Genomic DNA, 16,075 nt, shown 5'->3' on the forward strand with positions numbered 1-16,075 from the left:
GGCGGAATGGACCAGGTGGGTGATCGGCAGAGGGGAGAGCTGGCCGTGGCCGGGGCGTGCTGCCGGGCGTTGGCGGCCACGCCGGCGCGGCTGCTGCGGCCCCGGAGGCCGGACCGGCGGCTGCTCTCGCGGCTGGTCGATGCGGGGGTGCCCCGGGCGGACCGGACGGTGCGGCTCACGTCCCTGGCCCAGGGCGGCCAGCGCGCACCGCGTGCCGTGGTGGCCGAGGGAGTGTGGCGGCCCCTCACGGTCGACCTCGGCATGACGAGCTTCCTCGTCGAGCATCCCCGGGCCAGGATCCTGATCGACCCGGCGATGTGCGCGGATGTGCACTCCCGCGTGTTGCGTCATATGCCCACTGCACTACGGGTGTTGGTGAGTCCTGGAAGGCCGATCACCGGAATGCCCGCCGCGCTGGACTCCGTCGGCCTGACCCCTGCCGACATCGATCTGGCACTGCCCACCCACCTCCACTGGGATCACGTCTCGGGTCTGCTCGAACTCCCTCCCGACCTCGCCGTCGCCACCAGCCGGGCCGAGCGCGACTTCGCCCTCGCCGACGTGGCGCCGCTGGGCATCGTCACCGGCCCCCTCCGCGACCGCTCCTTCACGGATGTGGACCTGGAGGACCGTCCGGTCCTGACCTTTCCCCGCAGCCATGATCTCTTCGGCGACGGGTCGGTCGTCCTCGTGGGACTGCCCGGTCATACCCCGGGCAGCGTCGGGGTGCTGCTGGCGCTGGAGGGCGGCCGGTCGGTCCTGCTCGCCGGCGATGCCGCCTGGCACACCGCCCAGATCGTCCACCTGCGGGAGAAGGCGCCGCTTCCCGGGCAGCTCGTCGACGCCGACCGCGACGCCGCCTTCGCCACCCTCCACCGCCTGCACGCGCTCCCGGACTCGGTGACCGTGATCCCGACGCACGACCGCACCGCGGCCGCGGAATTCCGTCCCTGAACCGCCCCTGCCGGAAGCGGTTGTGGACGGTCGGCCAGTCACCGAACTCCTTCGGCGTCTCCCGCCACTGCCCCGCCGGTCTTCAACCGCCGGACCACGCCCTCGGACTGCGGCCGCGGCCGCTCGGGGTACGCGCCGTACCTGCCGATCGATGGGCGGGTACGGCGCGATGAACTCCCTCTCCTTGCACGCCAGTTGCACTCACGACACGCAAGGAGATCTACCGGTATCCACCGGGCCAGGTCCCGTCGCGAGGGTGAGTCCCGCAGATTGGTCACGACTCGACACGGCGATGCACCGCCTCTGACGCCGCGCGCTGATCCACCAGGCGTGACGGGACAGCCCTTAGTGAACTCGGCCCGGCAGGCCGGGCAAGTTCGCCCCGATGGGCAGCGGGTAGCCGGCATCCGCTCTGTCCGCGGCGATGTCGTAGCGTATGTATTGGTTGTCGTGGAAGAAGTAGGCCTTGCCGTTGTTCCACACGATTCCCGTGTCGACCCGGTCGGCCCAAAGACCCGGCCAGAATTGCCCGATGGACAGCGGGTAGCCGTTATCGGCTCTGTCCGCGGCGATGTCGTAGCGTATGTATTGGTTGTCGCGGAAGAAGTACGCCTTGCCGTTGGGCCAGAGAACGGCCGCATCGATCCGGTCGCCCCAGAGACCGGGCCAATTTCCGGCGATCGGTTTCGGGTAGCCGGGATCGACCCGGTTGGCCGCGACGTTCCAGCGCATGTATTCCGAACCGCGGAAGAAATAGAGGTAACCGTTGGGCCAGGGGATGCCCGAGTCGACTCTGTCCCCCAGGCCGGGCCAGTTCCCGGCGATCTCCAGCAGATAGTCGGGGTAGATGACCCGGTCCTGGGCAATGTCGTAAACCCGGTAGGACGTTCCGCGGAAGAAGTAGGCGTTTCCGTTGTTGTACATGACCGCTGCATCGATATGACCGTTTGCCCACAGGCCGGGCCAGTTCTCTCCGATCGCTCGCGGATAGGCCGGATCGGTTCGGTCCGCGGCGACGTCATAGCCCATGTACTGCCATCCACGGAGGAGGTACGCCTTGCCGTTGTTCCACATCACGGAGCCTTGGATCCCGTCGCCCCCCAGGCCGGGCCAGTTGCCGGCGATCGGTTTCGGATATCCGGCGTCGGCCTTGTCAGCGGCGATGTCGTAGCGTATGTATTGGTTGTCGCGGAAGAAGTACGCCTTGCCGTTGTTCCACACGATTCCCGCGTCGATCCGGTCGCCCCAAAGGCCGGGCCAGAATTGCCCGATGGGCAGCGGATACCCGGCATCCACCTTGTCCGAGGCGATGTCGTAGCGCATGTACTCGCGGTCGCGGAAGAAGTACGCCTTGCCGTTGGGCCAGATGACGCCTGAGTCGATCCGGTCGCCCCACAGGCCGGGCCAGTTTCCGGCGACAGGTTTCGGGTAGCCGGGATCCACCTGCTGCTTGGCGGGGTCGTAGCGGTAGTACTGGCCGCCGGTGAACAGGTACGCCTTGCCGTTGGGCCAGAAGACGGGCGCGGTCACCATCCGGCGAGAGAGCGTCTCGACGAAGTATGAGTAGTTGTCGGCGTTGTTCAGTGCCGCGTTCGGATTGGCGATGGCGAGTTCGCGTGCGCCGTCCTCCCCGTAGACGATGTCGTCGGTATTCGCGGCTGCGTGGGTCCATTCGTGCGCGAGGGTGCCGAACTGCGAATCGGGGCCGGTCGCCGGTGAGCTGAAGAACAGCGGACAGATGGAGACCGTGTCGGATCCGGGGTGGGTGTAGGCGACTGTGTCGGCGGTGCAGTCCGACGGGGTCAGGTCGTAGGTGATGTGCCTGTCCATCCAGGAACGTGTCGCGGAGAAGCGGTCCCGCACGGTCTGGAACCGGGAGGTGCTGTCCGCCCCGAACCACTCCGTGTAGAGGGTGTTGTCCGCTCGGCCGCTCCAACTCGCCAGCTCGGCCTTTGCCGAATCCAGCCAGGCGCGTGCGTTCGCGTCGGCGGCGAACACTTCGGCAAACCCCGGAGGAAGGGTGAAATCGCGCACCTCGAAGTCCTGCTGGACCTCGTGCGGATCGATCCTGAGCCGCCGGGGTCCGTCCTTCGACTCTTCGCGGCGCGCCTGTTCACCGGTGGTGGGGCGTGCGCTGCCCTCCGGAAGAAGCTCGAATCCCGCGGTCACCGGGCCGAGGGTGAATCCTCGGTGTTCCTCGCGGGTGCGCGCCGCGAGTGACATTCCGACGTCCGGGATGGCATCGACGAATTTCACCAGCAGGGTGACGTCGTAGTGGCCGGGTTCGTCCAGCGCGTACGATTCCGAGATGTCGAGTTCTTCCACAAGGGTGTCGCCGGCCGCGATCGTGCGGTAGGAGTCCGGCGACGGGTCTCCTCGTCTCACGAGACGCCCATCGTAGGGAAGGACGTGATCTCCGCACCGCACCTCCAGGAAGTTGAAGACTTCACCTTCGAGGGGGGTGTTCCAGACCAGAATCCTGTAATCGGTGTCGCTCATGTTCTCGATCTCGAAAGTGAGAGAGACCGGTTCGCCCCGGCGATAAGTCGGTTCCCCACTCATTGCCAGACGGAAATCATCGCGCATCGCTTCGGCTCCTCAACGCTGGAAGGGCGATCCCAGGGATTTCGGAAGAAGAGGGGTGGGCAGCCCGAGGCCGACGCGCTGGGGCGGAGTCGATAAAAGGCCGGACCCACCGCCCTGAAAGAGAGTCATGAAAGGACAACATGACTCTCATGCCCCCAGTTTCGGTCACACTCGGTCGCCACGCATCCTCAGCGCAGCGCCGGCCCTTGCTGACGCGCAAGGCGCTGCCTGCTCGGCGCGGGCGTGCGAGCCACTGGGGGCGCAGCTGCTGCCGGTCGCGAGGTGTGGCCGGGGCCGGCAGCCGGCGGATGGGGCCGGCGGGTCACCCCTCCCACCTTGGGAGTATCCGCCCGGCCCGTCCCCGTCCAGCCGTGCTTGATCGGCCGTCAGCGCCCGGCGTGCGACGCCCCGAGCGTGCCGCTCAACAGGTGGCCCGCGCCCGGCACCCAGGGCTCCAGGCGGAGCTCCTGGAGGATGCGGTACGTCGTGGCCGTCGCCGCCGACAGCACCGGCAGGCCCGCCGCTTCCTCCACCGGCCGGAGGGAGGGGAGCGAGGGCATCTGGACGCAGGCCGACAGGACCAGGGCGTCGGCCCGGCGCAGGTCCAGCTTTCGCCAGTGGTCGCGGAGGGCTGCGGGATCCAGCCGGGCCACCGCCAGATTGTCGGGGACCTCCAGGCTGAGCGCGTCGACCACCTCCACCCCGGCGTCCTCGATGTAGCCCGTCACCAGCCCGGTGAGGTCCTTCAGATACGGCGTGATCACCGCGATGCGGCGCGCGCCGAGTGCGGCGATGCCGTCCAGCAGGGCGCCCGCGCTGGAGATCACCGGCGCCTGTGCGCCCTCCTCGCGCAGCGCCGCCGTGATCTCGGCCTCGGCGGTGCAGTGGTGGCCCGGGCCCTGCGCCATGATGGCCACCAGGCAGGCGGAGGCGACGACATCCGGCCGGGCGTCGGCGAGCTCCCGCGCGGCCCGTTCGGTTTCGGCGTTCATGCCGCGCAGCTGCTCGGGTGTCACCTGCCGCATCCGCATCCGGCTGCTGTGGAGGACGAAGTGGTCCTCGGGGCGCTCTCGCTCCCGTGCGTGCAGCATGCGCGGCAGCTCGGTCTCCATCGTGAGGTTGGAGCTGGGGACCATCAGGCCGATGCGGTGGTCGATGTGCTGTTCCGTCACGGGGTCTCCTCGGGCAGGGGCGGTGGTGGCGCACCCGAGCGGGACGACGGGTGCGGTCAGGAGTCCTCGGCCAGGCTCTCCCAGTGTTCGGCCAGGGACGTGAGCAGGTGCATGAGGTCGGCGCGCTGTCCGGCGTCGTACGGCTGCAGGAGCCGTTCGTCCAGGCGGCGGGCGCGGTCGTGGGCGTCGCGCAGGGTCCGTTCGCCCTCGGCGGTCAGATACAGCAGCTTGCGGCGGCCGTCCGCGGTGTCCGGACGGCGCACCAGCAGACCGCGGTTCTCCAACCGGCGGGCCACGTCCGCCATCGTGGAGGTGTCCAGGGCCACCGCCGACGCCATGGACCGCTGATCGCTCCCCGGGGCCGCGTCCACGGCCGTCAGCACCGCGAACTGCGGCCCGGTGAGCGTCGCGTCCACCGCGCGTACCCAGACGGCGAGGTACGCCTGGTACAGGCGGCGCACCTGATAGCCGGGCGCGGCGGTCAGGGCCTGCGGAATCGCCGGGGCGACGCTCGGGGAAGCACTCTCATCAGCCATGGGGCAACTCAATCACGGGGTGGCGAGGCGGCGCCGACCGCTGTGTCACCGTCGGACGATCACCCAAGCATCGGGCCCAGCGCTTCTCGTAGAGCACGCAGAGAGGCGGGCGGGTTGTCCCAGAAAATCATGTGCCCGGCGTCCGGGACCGCGCTGCAGGAGGCCGCGGGCAGCCGCGTCTGCGCCTCGGTCGCCCCCGCCGCCGTCACCACGGGGCTGTCCGCGCCGTACAGCAGGGCCGCGGGCCCGGCGACCGCGGGCCACCAGGCGAAGAAGTCCTCCGTCTCGAAGCCGCGGTGGGTGGCGACGATCGCCTGCCGCGCGCAGCTGGACAGCCAGCGGGCCCGCAGCTCCTGTTCCCGGCGCGGCCACCGTGGCCAGGAGAGTGCCACCTCGTCGGCATCGGTGCCGCGCTCGGCCTGCGTCAGCTGGTCGAGGAACGCCTCCAGTGCCGTCGGATAGGGTCCGCGGCCGGGCCCGCTCATCGGCGGGTCCGCCAGGACGCTGCCCGCGACGGCCACCTTGCCGCGCGCCGCGACGGCGGCGGCGATCCGGGCGCCCATCGAATGGCCGAGGAGCAGCGGGCGACGCAGTCCGAGACCGTCCACGACGGCCTCGGTGTCCTCGGCGTACTCCTCGAGGGAGTACCCGCCGCCCTCGTCCGAGAGCCCGCGACCGCGGACGTCCACGATCAACGGCCGCACCAGGTCGGTGAGTTCACGGGCGACGAAGTCCATCGTGACGGCCGGGCTGGTGATGCCCGGCAGGATCACCAGGGCGGGGCCACGGCCCCCGTAGTCCAGGACGTGCAGCCGGGTGGTGCCGGAGCGGACCCAACGGCTGGTGGCCGGGATGTCGGCCAGATCGGCGAGCGCGGACTGCGGGACGGCACGCGGGGCGTGGGGCACGGAATCCTCCTGGGGGGAAGGGGCCGCCGGCTGGGAGAGATAGCCGACGGCGTCGGCCTGGTCGATGACATCGCCGTACTTGGCCTGGATGTCGAAGAGCGCCGCGTCGTGCGGCCCCTGCGCGCGGTCGCCGGCGCAGGCGCGGGGGACGAGGACGGGGAAGCCGGACTGTACGGCGTCGACCACGGTGGCCCTGACGCAGCCGCTGGTGGTCGCGCCGCAGATCACCGCCGTATCGCAGCCGAGGCCGGTCAGGGTGGCGGCCAGTGAGGTGCCGAAGAACGCCGAGGCGCCCTTCTTGACGATCAGGTGGTCCGAGGGGAGGCAGGGCAGCCGGGGGTCCAGCGCGACCTCCGCGCTGCCTTCGGTCAGCGCACGCATGCCCGGTGCCTTGCGCAGCCAGGCGACGGCGTCGCCGGCGGCCTCGGCGGGCGTGTAGGCGATGGCGGTGAAGACGACGGGGACACCGCCGGCTCGGGCGGCCGCGATCAACTCGGCGGTGGCGGCGACGACTTCGGTCAGGTCGGCGCCGGAGGGGAAGCGGTCCTCGGTGAAGCCGCGGGTGAGGTCGACGACGACGAGCGCGGGCCGCCCGCCGCGGCGCACCGGGGCGCCGAAGCCGGCGCGGGCGTAGACGCGGTCGGTGGCCGGACCGTAGGAGCCGGTGCTCATGTGCGCCGCGCCTCCTTGACCTGGCGGCTCAGGCCGTGCAGTCGGCCGAGCAGCCAGCCCTCGAACACGCCGAAGGCGAAGGCGGCGGCCAGCGGGCCGTACTTGGCCAGGGCGGGCCCGCCCAGAAGCGACACGACGTCGAGCCCGGCGGCGGGGGAGGGGGCGCCGGACGGGGCGGACGCGGCCGCCGGCGCGGCCGGCCGGGCCGGTTCCGCCGCGGCTCCCGCCGGTTCCTGCGCGGCCAGCAGTCCGCCCAGATTGCCGGCGAACTGTTCCAGGATCCGGTGCGAGACCGTGCCGATCGCGCCCTTCCCGAACTGCGCGAGCTTGCCCCGGATGATCAGGTCCGTCGACAGCTCCAGCCGCGCGCCCTCCGGAGCTTCGGCGACCGTCAACGTCACCTCCGCCTCCGCATCGCCGCTGCCGTGGGTGTCGGCGCCGCGGGCCTGCACCCGCAGCCGTCGCCGTCCGGCGTCGGCTTCCAGGAAGCGGACGGTGCCGGCGTAGGCCGCGGTGATCGGGCCGACCCGCACGGTCACCCGGCCCTGCCAGGAATCGCCGTCCTGGCCGTCCAGCGCCGCGCCCGGCATACAGGACGCCACCCGCCGCACGTCGTTCATCAGGGCGAACACCTCGTCCGGGGCGGCCGGTACGGGCACGCTGTGGGTGAGTTGCATGCTCATCGCTCCTTGCCGGCGCGCCGGGCGGTGGCGCAGCCGTCGATCGCCTCGACGATGGACTGGTAGCCGGTGCACCGGCACAGATTGGCCGCCACCACCTCGCGGATCTCCTCCTTGGTCGCCTGCGGGTGCTCGGCGAGGAACCCCTCCGCTAGCATCAGGAAGCCGGGCGTGCAGAAGCCGCACTGCAGACCGTGGTGGGCGCGGAACGCCCTTTGCAGATCGTTGAGTTCGGGCCGCTCCGGGCCGCCGGACGAGAGCGATTCGACGGTCCGGATGCGCGTCCCCTCCGCCTGGGCCGCGAACATCAGGCAGGCCCGCACCGGACGGTCGTCGACGAGGACCGTGCAGGCACCGCAGATGCCGTGTTCGCAGCCGACGTGGGTGCCGGTCAGCCGGAGTTCGTGGCGCAGGACGTCGACGAGCGTGCGGCGCGGTTCGGTGATCACCTCGTGCTCTTCGCCGTTCACCTCCAGCGTCATCAGTTGCCGCTCCGGCTGCATCGGGGACGCGGTGTCCAGGTCGCTCATCAGGTGTGCTCCAGGGGCCGGGTCTGCCGCAGTGCGGTGTGCACCGCTTCCGGGGTGATGGGGGTGTTGTCGAGTTCGACGCCCGTGGGGCGCAGGGCGTCGTTGACGGCGTTCAGCACGGCGGCGGGGGCGCCGATGGTGCCGCCCTCGCCCGTGCCCTTCGCGCCGGTCCCGGTGAACGCGCAGGGCGTCTCGAGATGGTGGATCGCCACGTCGGGGATCTCGTGGGCGGTGGGCACCTTGTAGTCCATGAAGCTGGTGGCCGACGGCTCGCCCTGCGCGTCGTAGGTCACCTGCTCGAAGAGCGCACCCGCGATGCCCTGGGCGATGCCGCCGCGGCACTGGCCCTCCACGACCTGCGGGTTGATGGCCACCCCGCAGTCCTCGACGCAGACGTAGCGCAGGATCTCCACCTGGCCGGTGCCCTCGTGGAGTTCGACGACGACACCGTGCGTGGCGTTGGAGAACGTCCCGTCGTTGAAGGAGTCGAAGGTGGCGGTGGCCGTCAGCCCCGGTTCCATGTCCTTGGGCAGCAGATGCGCCTGGAGATAGGCGAGGTCGGCCAGCTCTTCGTAGCCGAGCGCACAGGATGGGTCGTCCCGCCGCTGCACCCGGCCGCGCCCGAGCTCGGTCTCCTCCCACGGGATGTCCCAGCGGGCCGCGGCCAGTCGCCGCAGTTTCTCGCCGAGCCGGCCCGCCGCCAGCCGTACGGCGCTGCCGCCGATCGTGATGGACCGGCTGGCGAAGGTGCCCCAGCCGTAGGTGATGCGGTCCGTGTCGCCCTGGTGGAGCCGCACCTTGGCGAAGTCCAGGCCCAGTTCGTCGGCGACGATCTGCGCCATCGTCGTCTCGTGGCTCTGGCCGTGGCTCACGGTGCCGGTGGTGACGGTCACGGCGCCGCTGGTGTCCATCCGGACCTCGGAGATGTCGAAGCCCGGTACCACCCGCATCTTGCGCTGCGCGAAGGCGGCGGAGCCGTAGCCGGTCCGTTCGTTGAAACAGGCGTACCCGATGCCGAGATGGCGTCCTTCGGCCGCTGCCGCGGCCCGGCGTGCGTACCAGCCCTCGTCGCGCAGGACACGCTCGCACAGGTTCAGCGACTCCAGATAGGAGCCCGGGTCGTAGGTGATGCCGTTGACGCCGGTGTACGGGAACTCGGTGATCAGGTTGCGCCGGCGGATCTCCACCGGGTCCAGGCCGAGCTCCCGGGCCGCGCGCTCGAAGAGCCGCTCCACGACCATGACGTACTGCGGCCGGCTGACCCCCCGGTACGGCGCGGTGGGCGCCTTGTTGGTGGTGACCGCCCGCCCGCGTACCCGATAGGAGGGGACCTTGTAGACACCCGGCATCTCGGCGGACGCCATCAGCGGCTCGATACCGGCGGTGAAGGGATAGCAGGAATAGGCGCCCATGTCGCACACCACCTCCGCGTCGAGTCCCAGGATCCTGCCGTCGGCACCGAACGCGGCGCGCACGTCGTAGCGCTGCTCGCGGGCGAGGAACGAAGCGGTGAGGGCGTCCTTGCGGTCCTCGATCCACTTCACCGGCCTGCCCAGGCGCAGCGCGGCGGCCGCGGTGGCGATCTCCTCCCGGCCGACCACGCACTTCAGCCCGAAGCCGCCGCCCATGTCCGGGACCAGGACGCGCACCGCCCGCTCGTCCAGCCGCAGGCAGCGCGCCGCCACCGTCCGCACCTGGTGCGGGACCTGGGTGCAGGTCTGGAGCACCAACTGCTCCTCGCGGCCGTCCCAGTTGGCCACCGCGCCCCGGGTCTCCAGCGGCAGCGCGTTCTGCCGGCCGGTGCGGGCGCGGACCCGCACGACGCAGTCGGCGGCCGCGAAGACCTCGTCGATGCCGTCCGTGGCGAACAGCGACACGTCGACGAGGGTGTTGCGCGGCGCCTCCTCGTGGACCAGCGGCGCGCCGTCCGCCAGCGCCTCCTCCGCGCCCAGCACCGGCGGCCGCACGGTGTAGCCGACCCGCGCGGCCTCCAGGCCGTCCTCGGCGGCGTAGGCGTCCTGGGCGATGACGATCGCCAGCGGCTCGCCGACGTAGCGGACCCGGTCGCGGGCCAGCACCGGCATGGCGGTGGGCACGAACTCCTCGGGCGGGCGGCCCAGTTCGGCGGTGATGTCCCCGAGGTCGAGGTCGTCGGCGGTGAAGGCGGCGACCACACCCGGTACCCGCCGCACGGCGGAGAGATCGACGCAGGTGACCGTACCGTGCGCGACGGTACTGCGGACGAACTGGGCGTGCAGCATCCCGGGCAGCGCGATGTCGTCGACGAACCGGCCGCGCCCGGTCAACAGCCGGGGGTCCTCGCGGCGCGCCACCGACCGCCCGATCAACGGCCCGGCGTCCTGCGGCGTCGGCTTCATCGGGTCATCGCCTCCTCGCAGGCACGCCGAACGAGCGTCCTGATCAGGTGTTTCCGATACGCGGCGGAGCCATTGGCGTCGTCCGGCGGATCGACCGCGGCGGCGGCCGCCTCGGCGCAGTCGGCGAACGAGCCGCCCTCGTCCAGCACCCGCCCCGCATCCGGCACCCGCACCGGCACCTGTGCCACCCCGCCGAGCGCCACCCGCCCGCCGCGCACCGCCGGGCCCTCGACGTCCAGATCGACCACGGCCGACACGATCGCGAAGTCGCCCCGGCGCTCGGCGAATTCGGTGAGCGCGGCATGCGGAGCGGGTCGCGGGAAGACGATCTCGACCAGGATCTCGTCGTGGTCGAGGGCGCTGATGTACGGGCCGAGGAAGAAGCCCGCGGCCGGGATGCGGCGCTCGCCGCGCGGACCGCGGGCCACGAACACGGCGTCCAGGGCGACCGCCAGCAGGCACCACTCGGCGGTGGCGTCGGCATGCGCGATGCTGCCGCCGACCGTGCCCCGGGTACGGATCGGCAGATGACCGATCCACCCCATGGCCCGCCGCAGGACGGCGAAGCCCGCGCCCAGCCGGGCGTCCGACGCCGTCTCCACCGTGTGGTGCGTGGTGAGCGCGCCGATGTGCAGTGCGCCGTCGGCGTCGGTGCCCAGGTGGTCGAGGGCGCGCAGCCCGCCGAGATCGACCAGATGCCGCGGCCGCGCCAGCCGGAAGTTCATCATCGCGACCAGGCTCTGACCGCCGGCGATCACCTTGGCATCGGCCCCGAGCTCGGCGAGCAGCATCGTGGCCCCGTCGACATCGCGGGCCCGGTGGTAGCGGAAGGGGGCGGGTTTCATGGTCCTCCAGTCGTACGGCGGACGGGACGGGCGGTCACGGGCGGGCGCGCGCCGGATCGCCCTGCCGTGGCAGCCCCGGCGGGACCGACGGGGCGCCGGCCGTGCTCTCGCCGTCCAGGGCGCGCCCGTTCGTCTCCGGCGCCGCGTACGCCATCCAGACCACGGCGACCAGGACGGCCAGGCCCAACACTCCGAAGGTGAGCGGCAGCCCGAGCACCGGCCACATCACCGTGCCGAAGAGCAGCGGCGCGAACCCGGTGAGCGCCCGGCTGACCGACGAGGCCCAGCCGAAGCCGCTGGCCCGAAGGTGTGTCGGGTACAGCTCGGCCACGTAGGCGTACAGCACGGGGACGGCCAGCTGGATCAGGAAGCCGAAGACCGCGATGGCGACCACCGAACCGGTGGGCATGCTCAGCGTCAGGGCGCAGACCACCAGCGCGGCGGAGGCGAGCGGCGCCGAGAGGCCGAGCAGCCATTTGCGCCCGATCCGATCGACGAGCGCCGTGGACACCAGCACCCCGATGATCCCCACCCCGCTCATCACCGTGGTGCCCATGAACGCCGCGGTGTCGGCCAGGCCCTGCTCCTTGAGGATGGACGGCATCCAGCTGAGCGCGGCGTAGTAGACGAGCATGACGGTGACGAACAGCAGCCAGGCGGCCGAGGTGATACGGGGGCTGAACGACCAGATGCGGCCGAGCTGTTCGGCGACGGCACGCGGTCCCCGCCGCCCCGCGGGAGCCACCGGCGCCGGGATCACATAGGGTTCCGGCGCCGCGCCCGTACGGGCCACCAGCGCATCGATGACCGCCCGCGCCTCCGCCTCCCGGCCCTTCTTCGTCAGATAGACCGGCGACTCCGGAACGCCGCGGCGCACCCAGAACAGCAGCAGTGCCGGCAGGCTCATCACGGCGAGCATCCACCGCCAGCCGTCGTCCAGCGTGAGCATGGCCGTCGACACCAGCCCGCACAGCGTCACCCCGATCGGCCACCACACATCCAGTGCGGTCAGCACCCGCCCCCGGTACTTCCGCGGCGCGAACTCGCCCACCAGCGCGTAGTCGACGGGAATGCAGCCGCCGAGCCCCACCCCGGCCAGGAACCGCAGCACGAGGAAGACGGGGTACGTCGGCGCACAGGCCCCCGCCACCGAGAACAGCGCGAAGATCAGCAGCGTGACGCTGAAGGCCCGCTTACGGCCGATCCGGTCCGCTACCGCGCCCCAGGCCACCGCGCCGACCGCCATCCCCACCAGATTCGCGGTGGCGACCAGGCCCCGGGCTCCTAACGTGAGGTCGAAGTGCTTTCCCAGCAGCGGCATCAGAAAGCCGTTCAGGGCGATGTCGTATGCGTCGAAGAGATAGCCGAGGCCACCGATGAGGAAGATCTTGCCTTGAACTCCCCATTTCCAGGGGAGTTCCTGAACGATGTGGTCGCCTGTTTTCACGAGGGCTCCTGACGGCCGGAGGTCAGCGGGCGAACTGATAGGAGAACGCGACCGGATCGGGGTCGTGGAGCGGTGTGCCGCGCCACAACCAGTCGTAGGACAGATCCGATTCACCGTCGAAGTGTCGCAGCTTCGCGTCACGGGCCCGCTGTTCGGGGCCGTCGGGGAAGTGGTAGAAGGTCTTGTTCTGCAGGGACGCCTCCTGCACCATCCCGGCGTGCTGGGCGCGCCGGTCGACGTACCGCCGCAGCGCGCCCTCCACGCCGGCCGCGGTGACCGCTCCCAGCTCCTCGGCGAGTACCGCCGCGTCCTCCATCGCCTGCGAGGCCCCTTGTGCCTGGTAGGGGAGCATGGCGTGGCAGGCGTCGCCGAGCAGGGCGACGTGCCCGTCCATCCACACCGGGTCCCGCCGCCGGTGGTGGAGCGCGAAGCAGCCGACGTTCTCCTTGGCCTTCGACAGCATCGCCGGCACCCGGTCGTCCCAGCCGGGGAACGCCTCCACCAGATCCTGAGCGGTCGCCGGTACCGTCCACTGCTCGGCGACCTCGTCGCTGCACGGCACGCACGCCACCACGTTCAGATACTCACCGCCGCGGATCATGTAGTGCACCAGATGGCGGTCCGGCCCGTACCAGATGGTGCTCTGGAAGCGGTCGACCAGCCAGCGCGTCGCCGGGTCCGCGGCGATCAGATCGCCGGGGATGAGCGCCCGGAACGCCATCTCGCCGGAGAACAGCAGGGTGTCGGGGGCCCCGATCAGTTCGCGTACCCGCGAGCGGACACCGTCCGCCCCGATCAGGACGTCACAGGCGAACCGCCGCCCGTCCTCGGTGACCGCCGTCGGCCGTTCGGGGCGGCTGCGGTCCACCGCGACGACCCGGCTCGCGGTGTGCATCGCGACCACCGGCCCCGGACCCGCCGGATCCAGACAGGCATCCATGATCACACGGTGCAGATCGGCCCGGTGGTAGTGCCAGTAGGGGGCGTTGAACCGGTCCTTGCAGAACTGGCCGAGCGAGGTCAGCCCGATGACGCTGCCGTCCGCCCAGCGCCGCCGGACCTGGTCGAGCGGCTCGGTGTGGATCGCCTCGAGTTGCCGTCGCAGCCCGAGCCCGAGCAGCACCCGGCTGGCGTTCGGCGCGGTCTGGATCCCCGCGCCGACCTCGCCCAGCCGGTCGGCCTGCTCCAGCACGGTGACCCGCAGACCGCGCCGGCGCAGTGCCAGCGCGGCGGTCAGACCGCCCAGGCCGCCGCCGGCGACGGTGACTTCGTACGACTGGCTGGACACCACATTTCCTCCAGGGGGTGGGGCGACGCGGACCGTAGGGGGGCGACGGTGTCAGGGAGCGTCGGCGAGCCGTCCGTCCGTGACGACCTCCGTCCCGTCGACCGACACCGAACAGCCGCGCATGGCGATGTCGAGGTGCGCGTACGACTCCCGGCCCAGCACCGGATGCGGTCCGGTGGACCACAGGAAGTTGCCCGCGAAGGCCCGGGCGTCCATGCCCATCAGCTCGTCCTTGCCGTACATCGCGGTGGCGAACCAGTCGGCGCTGCGCATCAGGCCCCAGCCCATGTGGGAGAGGCTGCGCGCCCAGGTGTCCCGCGAGTCCGCGAAGAAGGTGGTGAGCAGATCGGCCTCGGCGCCGCCGCTGACCTTCTCGATGTGCCCTCCCGCGATCTGGAGGGTCACCGGCTCACGGACGTACTCCTTGAAGGGCAGCAGGATGTCTCCCGGCGCGAGGACCAACTGCCCGTCGGAGATCTCCGGCCAGCACAGCACCATGGTGCTCGGCCAGTGGTCCCAGCGGCCCGGGTCGTCGGCGAAGCCGCACTGGAACTCCGGTTTTGCCCCCGCGAGTTGAACGGTCAGGTCGGTGCCGGCCGCGGAGGTGACCCGCATCACCGACGACCGCTCGAGCAGTTCGACGCCGCGCAGTACCTCGTCCTTGTCCGACGCCGTCGGCAGGTTGCGGATCAGGACCTCGGGTGCGTCGCAGACGAAGATGATGCGGGTGCCGGCCCGCAGGATCTCCTGCTGCACCGGGGCGTGGATGAAGCCCTCCCGGGTCAGATCGACCACCAGATCGGCGGACTTGAGCAGTTCCTGGGCCGTGGTGTCGTGCAGTACGGAGGTCAGGCCGGGGCCGGCGCCGGTGTGCGTGCTGGGCATCGGCGCCGGCGTCCCACCGGGCACCGTGGCCGCGATGACATGCGCGCCGCACGCCTTGGCGGCGCCGAACGCGGCCGCGACGTAGTCGCCGCGGCTGTCCGGTTCGGCGAGGACGACGACGTGCTCGCCCTCGCGCAGTTTGCAGAGCCGCAGCTGACGGGTGAAGGCGTCGAGCAGATCGACGGCGGAGAGATCGAACACGGGTGACCTCCAAGGAGGTGTGGGCGGGCTCGGTGACGTGCGAGGGATTGCCTCCGAAGCGGACGGAGGCGGTCGTGACCGGTCGTGAGGTGGCGGCGGAGCCGGAGTGCGGACCTGCGGGCATGCTCTGATCTGCGGTGATGCCCCAGATGTGGAGCACCCGACGGAGATAATCCGAACACGTACTATCCGGCTTGGCAAGGGGCGCGCGGCGACTTGGCGGCCGTTTCCGCATCAGGGCGGAAAAGCGGCCGGCCCCGTTCCGGTACTGCCGCAGGGCGGGCACGGGAACGGGGCCGGCCGCTTTTCCGCGACTGTCCCGAGGACGCCCCGTCCACGGCCGTGGACGCGGGCGACGATCCGGCGCGCGCTGGGCATGGTGAGGGCCTTCGGCCGGGATGACGACGGGGGACCGGCCCCGCCGGCCCCGCCGACCCCGCCGGCCCCGCCGGGCACGCCGTCTTGGACGGGCGGTGCGGCGGTGCGGCGGTGATCGGCCTTCGGTCCGGAGAGGAGCGCGGCCGGTGACCCTCGGGCCGTACGGGCATCCGCGAGGACGCCCTGGCCGCCGGGGTCACCGGCCGGTGTCTGCGGCGTGGGGTGTCACTTGGACGGGAAGATGTCCCCGCCGCCCATGCTGCTCTCCTGCTCGGTCCGGCTCTGCAGCTTGCGTGCCTTCTCCTGAAGTCGCTCCCGCTCCTTGGGGTCCTTGGCGTGCTCGGCGGCCTCGGTCAGCTGCTGGGCCTTCTCGCGCATCTGCTGGAGACGCTCACCTGCTTCATCCGTAGCGCCCATGATCACTCCTCGGTCGGTGGCGGACAGTCGCCATACCTCAGCCAACCAGGGTCCGCGCATCCCGGCACTTCGGAGGGCGACCCTGTGTGACCCGCGCATCACACGAGGGTCGGCCGGCCCGCCGAAGCGCCGGTGCGCGGGCTCGCCGGCGCTCCGCCGACGCCCGGCTTCGTCGGCACCCGGGGACCGGCATCGCCG

At 71.3% G+C, this 16,075-nt stretch carries 13 protein-coding genes and 1 pseudogene; 1 reads left to right on the top strand and 13 read right to left on the bottom strand.

Annotation, left to right across the window (positions count from 1 at the left end; genetic code table 11):
• Nucleotides 1-6 precede the first annotated feature (6 nt).
• A complete protein-coding gene (locus tag ACGFML_RS15585; protein WP_393543920.1) occupies nucleotides 7-954 on the top strand; it encodes an MBL fold metallo-hydrolase in 948 nt (315 codons plus the stop codon).
• Between the two features lie 345 nt (nucleotides 955-1,299).
• On the opposite strand, the gene ACGFML_RS15590 is transcribed toward ACGFML_RS15585, so the two are convergent.
• From ACGFML_RS15590 to ACGFML_RS15650, 13 genes and pseudogenes are all read right to left on the bottom strand, one after another.
• Entirely contained in the window at nucleotides 1,300-3,540 is a 2,241-nt protein-coding gene (locus ACGFML_RS15590) for a hemopexin repeat-containing protein (protein ID WP_393543922.1), read from the bottom strand.
• A gap of 386 nt (nucleotides 3,541-3,926) precedes the next feature.
• Nucleotides 3,927-4,676, bottom strand: a complete 750-nt coding sequence (locus ACGFML_RS15595; RefSeq protein ID WP_393544671.1) for an aspartate/glutamate racemase family protein — start codon at nucleotides 4,674-4,676, stop codon at nucleotides 3,927-3,929.
• A 92-nt stretch (nucleotides 4,677-4,768) separates the two neighbouring features.
• Nucleotides 4,769-5,248: a MarR family winged helix-turn-helix transcriptional regulator gene (locus ACGFML_RS15600; RefSeq protein ID WP_393543924.1), complete on the bottom strand. Its 480-nt coding sequence runs from the start codon at nucleotides 5,246-5,248 to the stop codon at nucleotides 4,769-4,771.
• A 59-nt stretch (nucleotides 5,249-5,307) separates the two neighbouring features.
• Nucleotides 5,308-6,156: an alpha/beta fold hydrolase gene (locus tag ACGFML_RS15605; protein WP_393544672.1), complete on the bottom strand. Its 849-nt coding sequence runs from the start codon at nucleotides 6,154-6,156 to the stop codon at nucleotides 5,308-5,310.
• Nucleotides 6,157-6,186: 30 nt separating this feature from the next.
• Nucleotides 6,187-6,828 (bottom strand): annotated as a pseudogene (locus ACGFML_RS15610) (isochorismatase family protein); the annotation flags it as partial.
• Entirely contained in the window at nucleotides 6,825-7,505 is a 681-nt protein-coding gene (locus ACGFML_RS15615) for an SRPBCC family protein (RefSeq protein WP_393543926.1), read from the bottom strand. The gene ACGFML_RS15615 and the pseudogene ACGFML_RS15610, both read right to left, overlap by 4 nt.
• Nucleotides 7,506-7,507: 2 nt before the next feature.
• A complete protein-coding gene (locus ACGFML_RS15620; RefSeq protein WP_393543928.1) occupies nucleotides 7,508-8,038 on the bottom strand; it encodes a (2Fe-2S)-binding protein in 531 nt (176 codons plus the stop codon).
• Nucleotides 8,038-10,416, bottom strand: a complete 2,379-nt coding sequence (locus tag ACGFML_RS15625; RefSeq protein ID WP_393543930.1) for a xanthine dehydrogenase family protein molybdopterin-binding subunit — start codon at nucleotides 10,414-10,416, stop codon at nucleotides 8,038-8,040. Before ACGFML_RS15625 ends, ACGFML_RS15620 begins: the two co-directional genes overlap by 1 nt.
• Nucleotides 10,413-11,261 (bottom strand): FAD binding domain-containing protein, encoded by an 849-nt coding sequence (locus tag ACGFML_RS15630; RefSeq protein ID WP_393543932.1) that lies wholly within the window; start codon nucleotides 11,259-11,261, stop codon nucleotides 10,413-10,415. The genes ACGFML_RS15625 and ACGFML_RS15630 overlap by 4 nt, the downstream gene beginning before the upstream one ends.
• A 34-nt stretch (nucleotides 11,262-11,295) precedes the next feature.
• Complete coding sequence (locus tag ACGFML_RS15635; RefSeq protein ID WP_393543934.1) at nucleotides 11,296-12,708, bottom strand: MFS transporter; 1,413 nt, start codon at nucleotides 12,706-12,708, stop codon at nucleotides 11,296-11,298.
• Between the two features lie 22 nt (nucleotides 12,709-12,730).
• On the bottom strand, nucleotides 12,731-13,999 hold the full coding sequence (locus ACGFML_RS15640; RefSeq protein WP_393543936.1) for an FAD-dependent monooxygenase: 1,269 nt from the start codon (nucleotides 13,997-13,999) through the stop codon (nucleotides 12,731-12,733).
• Nucleotides 14,000-14,047: 48 nt separating this feature from the next.
• On the bottom strand, nucleotides 14,048-15,082 hold the full coding sequence (locus ACGFML_RS15645; protein ID WP_393543938.1) for a hypothetical protein: 1,035 nt from the start codon (nucleotides 15,080-15,082) through the stop codon (nucleotides 14,048-14,050).
• Nucleotides 15,083-15,685: 603 nt separating this feature from the next.
• Nucleotides 15,686-15,877: a DUF6381 family protein gene (locus ACGFML_RS15650; RefSeq protein ID WP_393543940.1), complete on the bottom strand. Its 192-nt coding sequence runs from the start codon at nucleotides 15,875-15,877 to the stop codon at nucleotides 15,686-15,688.
• Nucleotides 15,878-16,075 lie beyond the last annotated feature (198 nt).

The sequence above is a fragment of the Streptomyces sp. NPDC048650 genome, from assembly GCF_043199095.1.
Taxonomy (GTDB): domain Bacteria; phylum Actinomycetota; class Actinomycetes; order Streptomycetales; family Streptomycetaceae; genus Streptomyces.

What these genes read in the sequence shown, in the direction of transcription:
- ACGFML_RS15620 (WP_393543928.1), bottom strand. Translation starts at nt 8,038, where the DNA reads ATGAGCGACCTGGACACCGCGTCCCCGATGCAGCCGGAGCGGCAACTG.
- ACGFML_RS15590 (WP_393543922.1), bottom strand. Translation starts at nt 3,540, where the DNA reads ATGCGCGATGATTTCCGTCTGGCAATGAGTGGGGAACCGACTTATCGC.
- ACGFML_RS15625 (WP_393543930.1), bottom strand. Translation starts at nt 10,416, where the DNA reads ATGAAGCCGACGCCGCAGGACGCCGGGCCGTTGATCGGGCGGTCGGTG.
- ACGFML_RS15595 (WP_393544671.1), bottom strand. Translation starts at nt 4,676, where the DNA reads ATGGTCCCCAGCTCCAACCTCACGATGGAGACCGAGCTGCCGCGCATG.
- ACGFML_RS15615 (WP_393543926.1), bottom strand. Translation starts at nt 7,505, where the DNA reads ATGCAACTCACCCACAGCGTGCCCGTACCGGCCGCCCCGGACGAGGTG.
- ACGFML_RS15600 (WP_393543924.1), bottom strand. Translation starts at nt 5,248, where the DNA reads ATGGCTGATGAGAGTGCTTCCCCGAGCGTCGCCCCGGCGATTCCGCAG.
- ACGFML_RS15650 (WP_393543940.1), bottom strand. Translation starts at nt 15,877, where the DNA reads ATGGGCGCTACGGATGAAGCAGGTGAGCGTCTCCAGCAGATGCGCGAG.
- ACGFML_RS15630 (WP_393543932.1), bottom strand. Translation starts at nt 11,261, where the DNA reads ATGAAACCCGCCCCCTTCCGCTACCACCGGGCCCGCGATGTCGACGGG.
- ACGFML_RS15585 (WP_393543920.1), top strand. Translation starts at nt 7, where the DNA reads ATGGACCAGGTGGGTGATCGGCAGAGGGGAGAGCTGGCCGTGGCCGGG.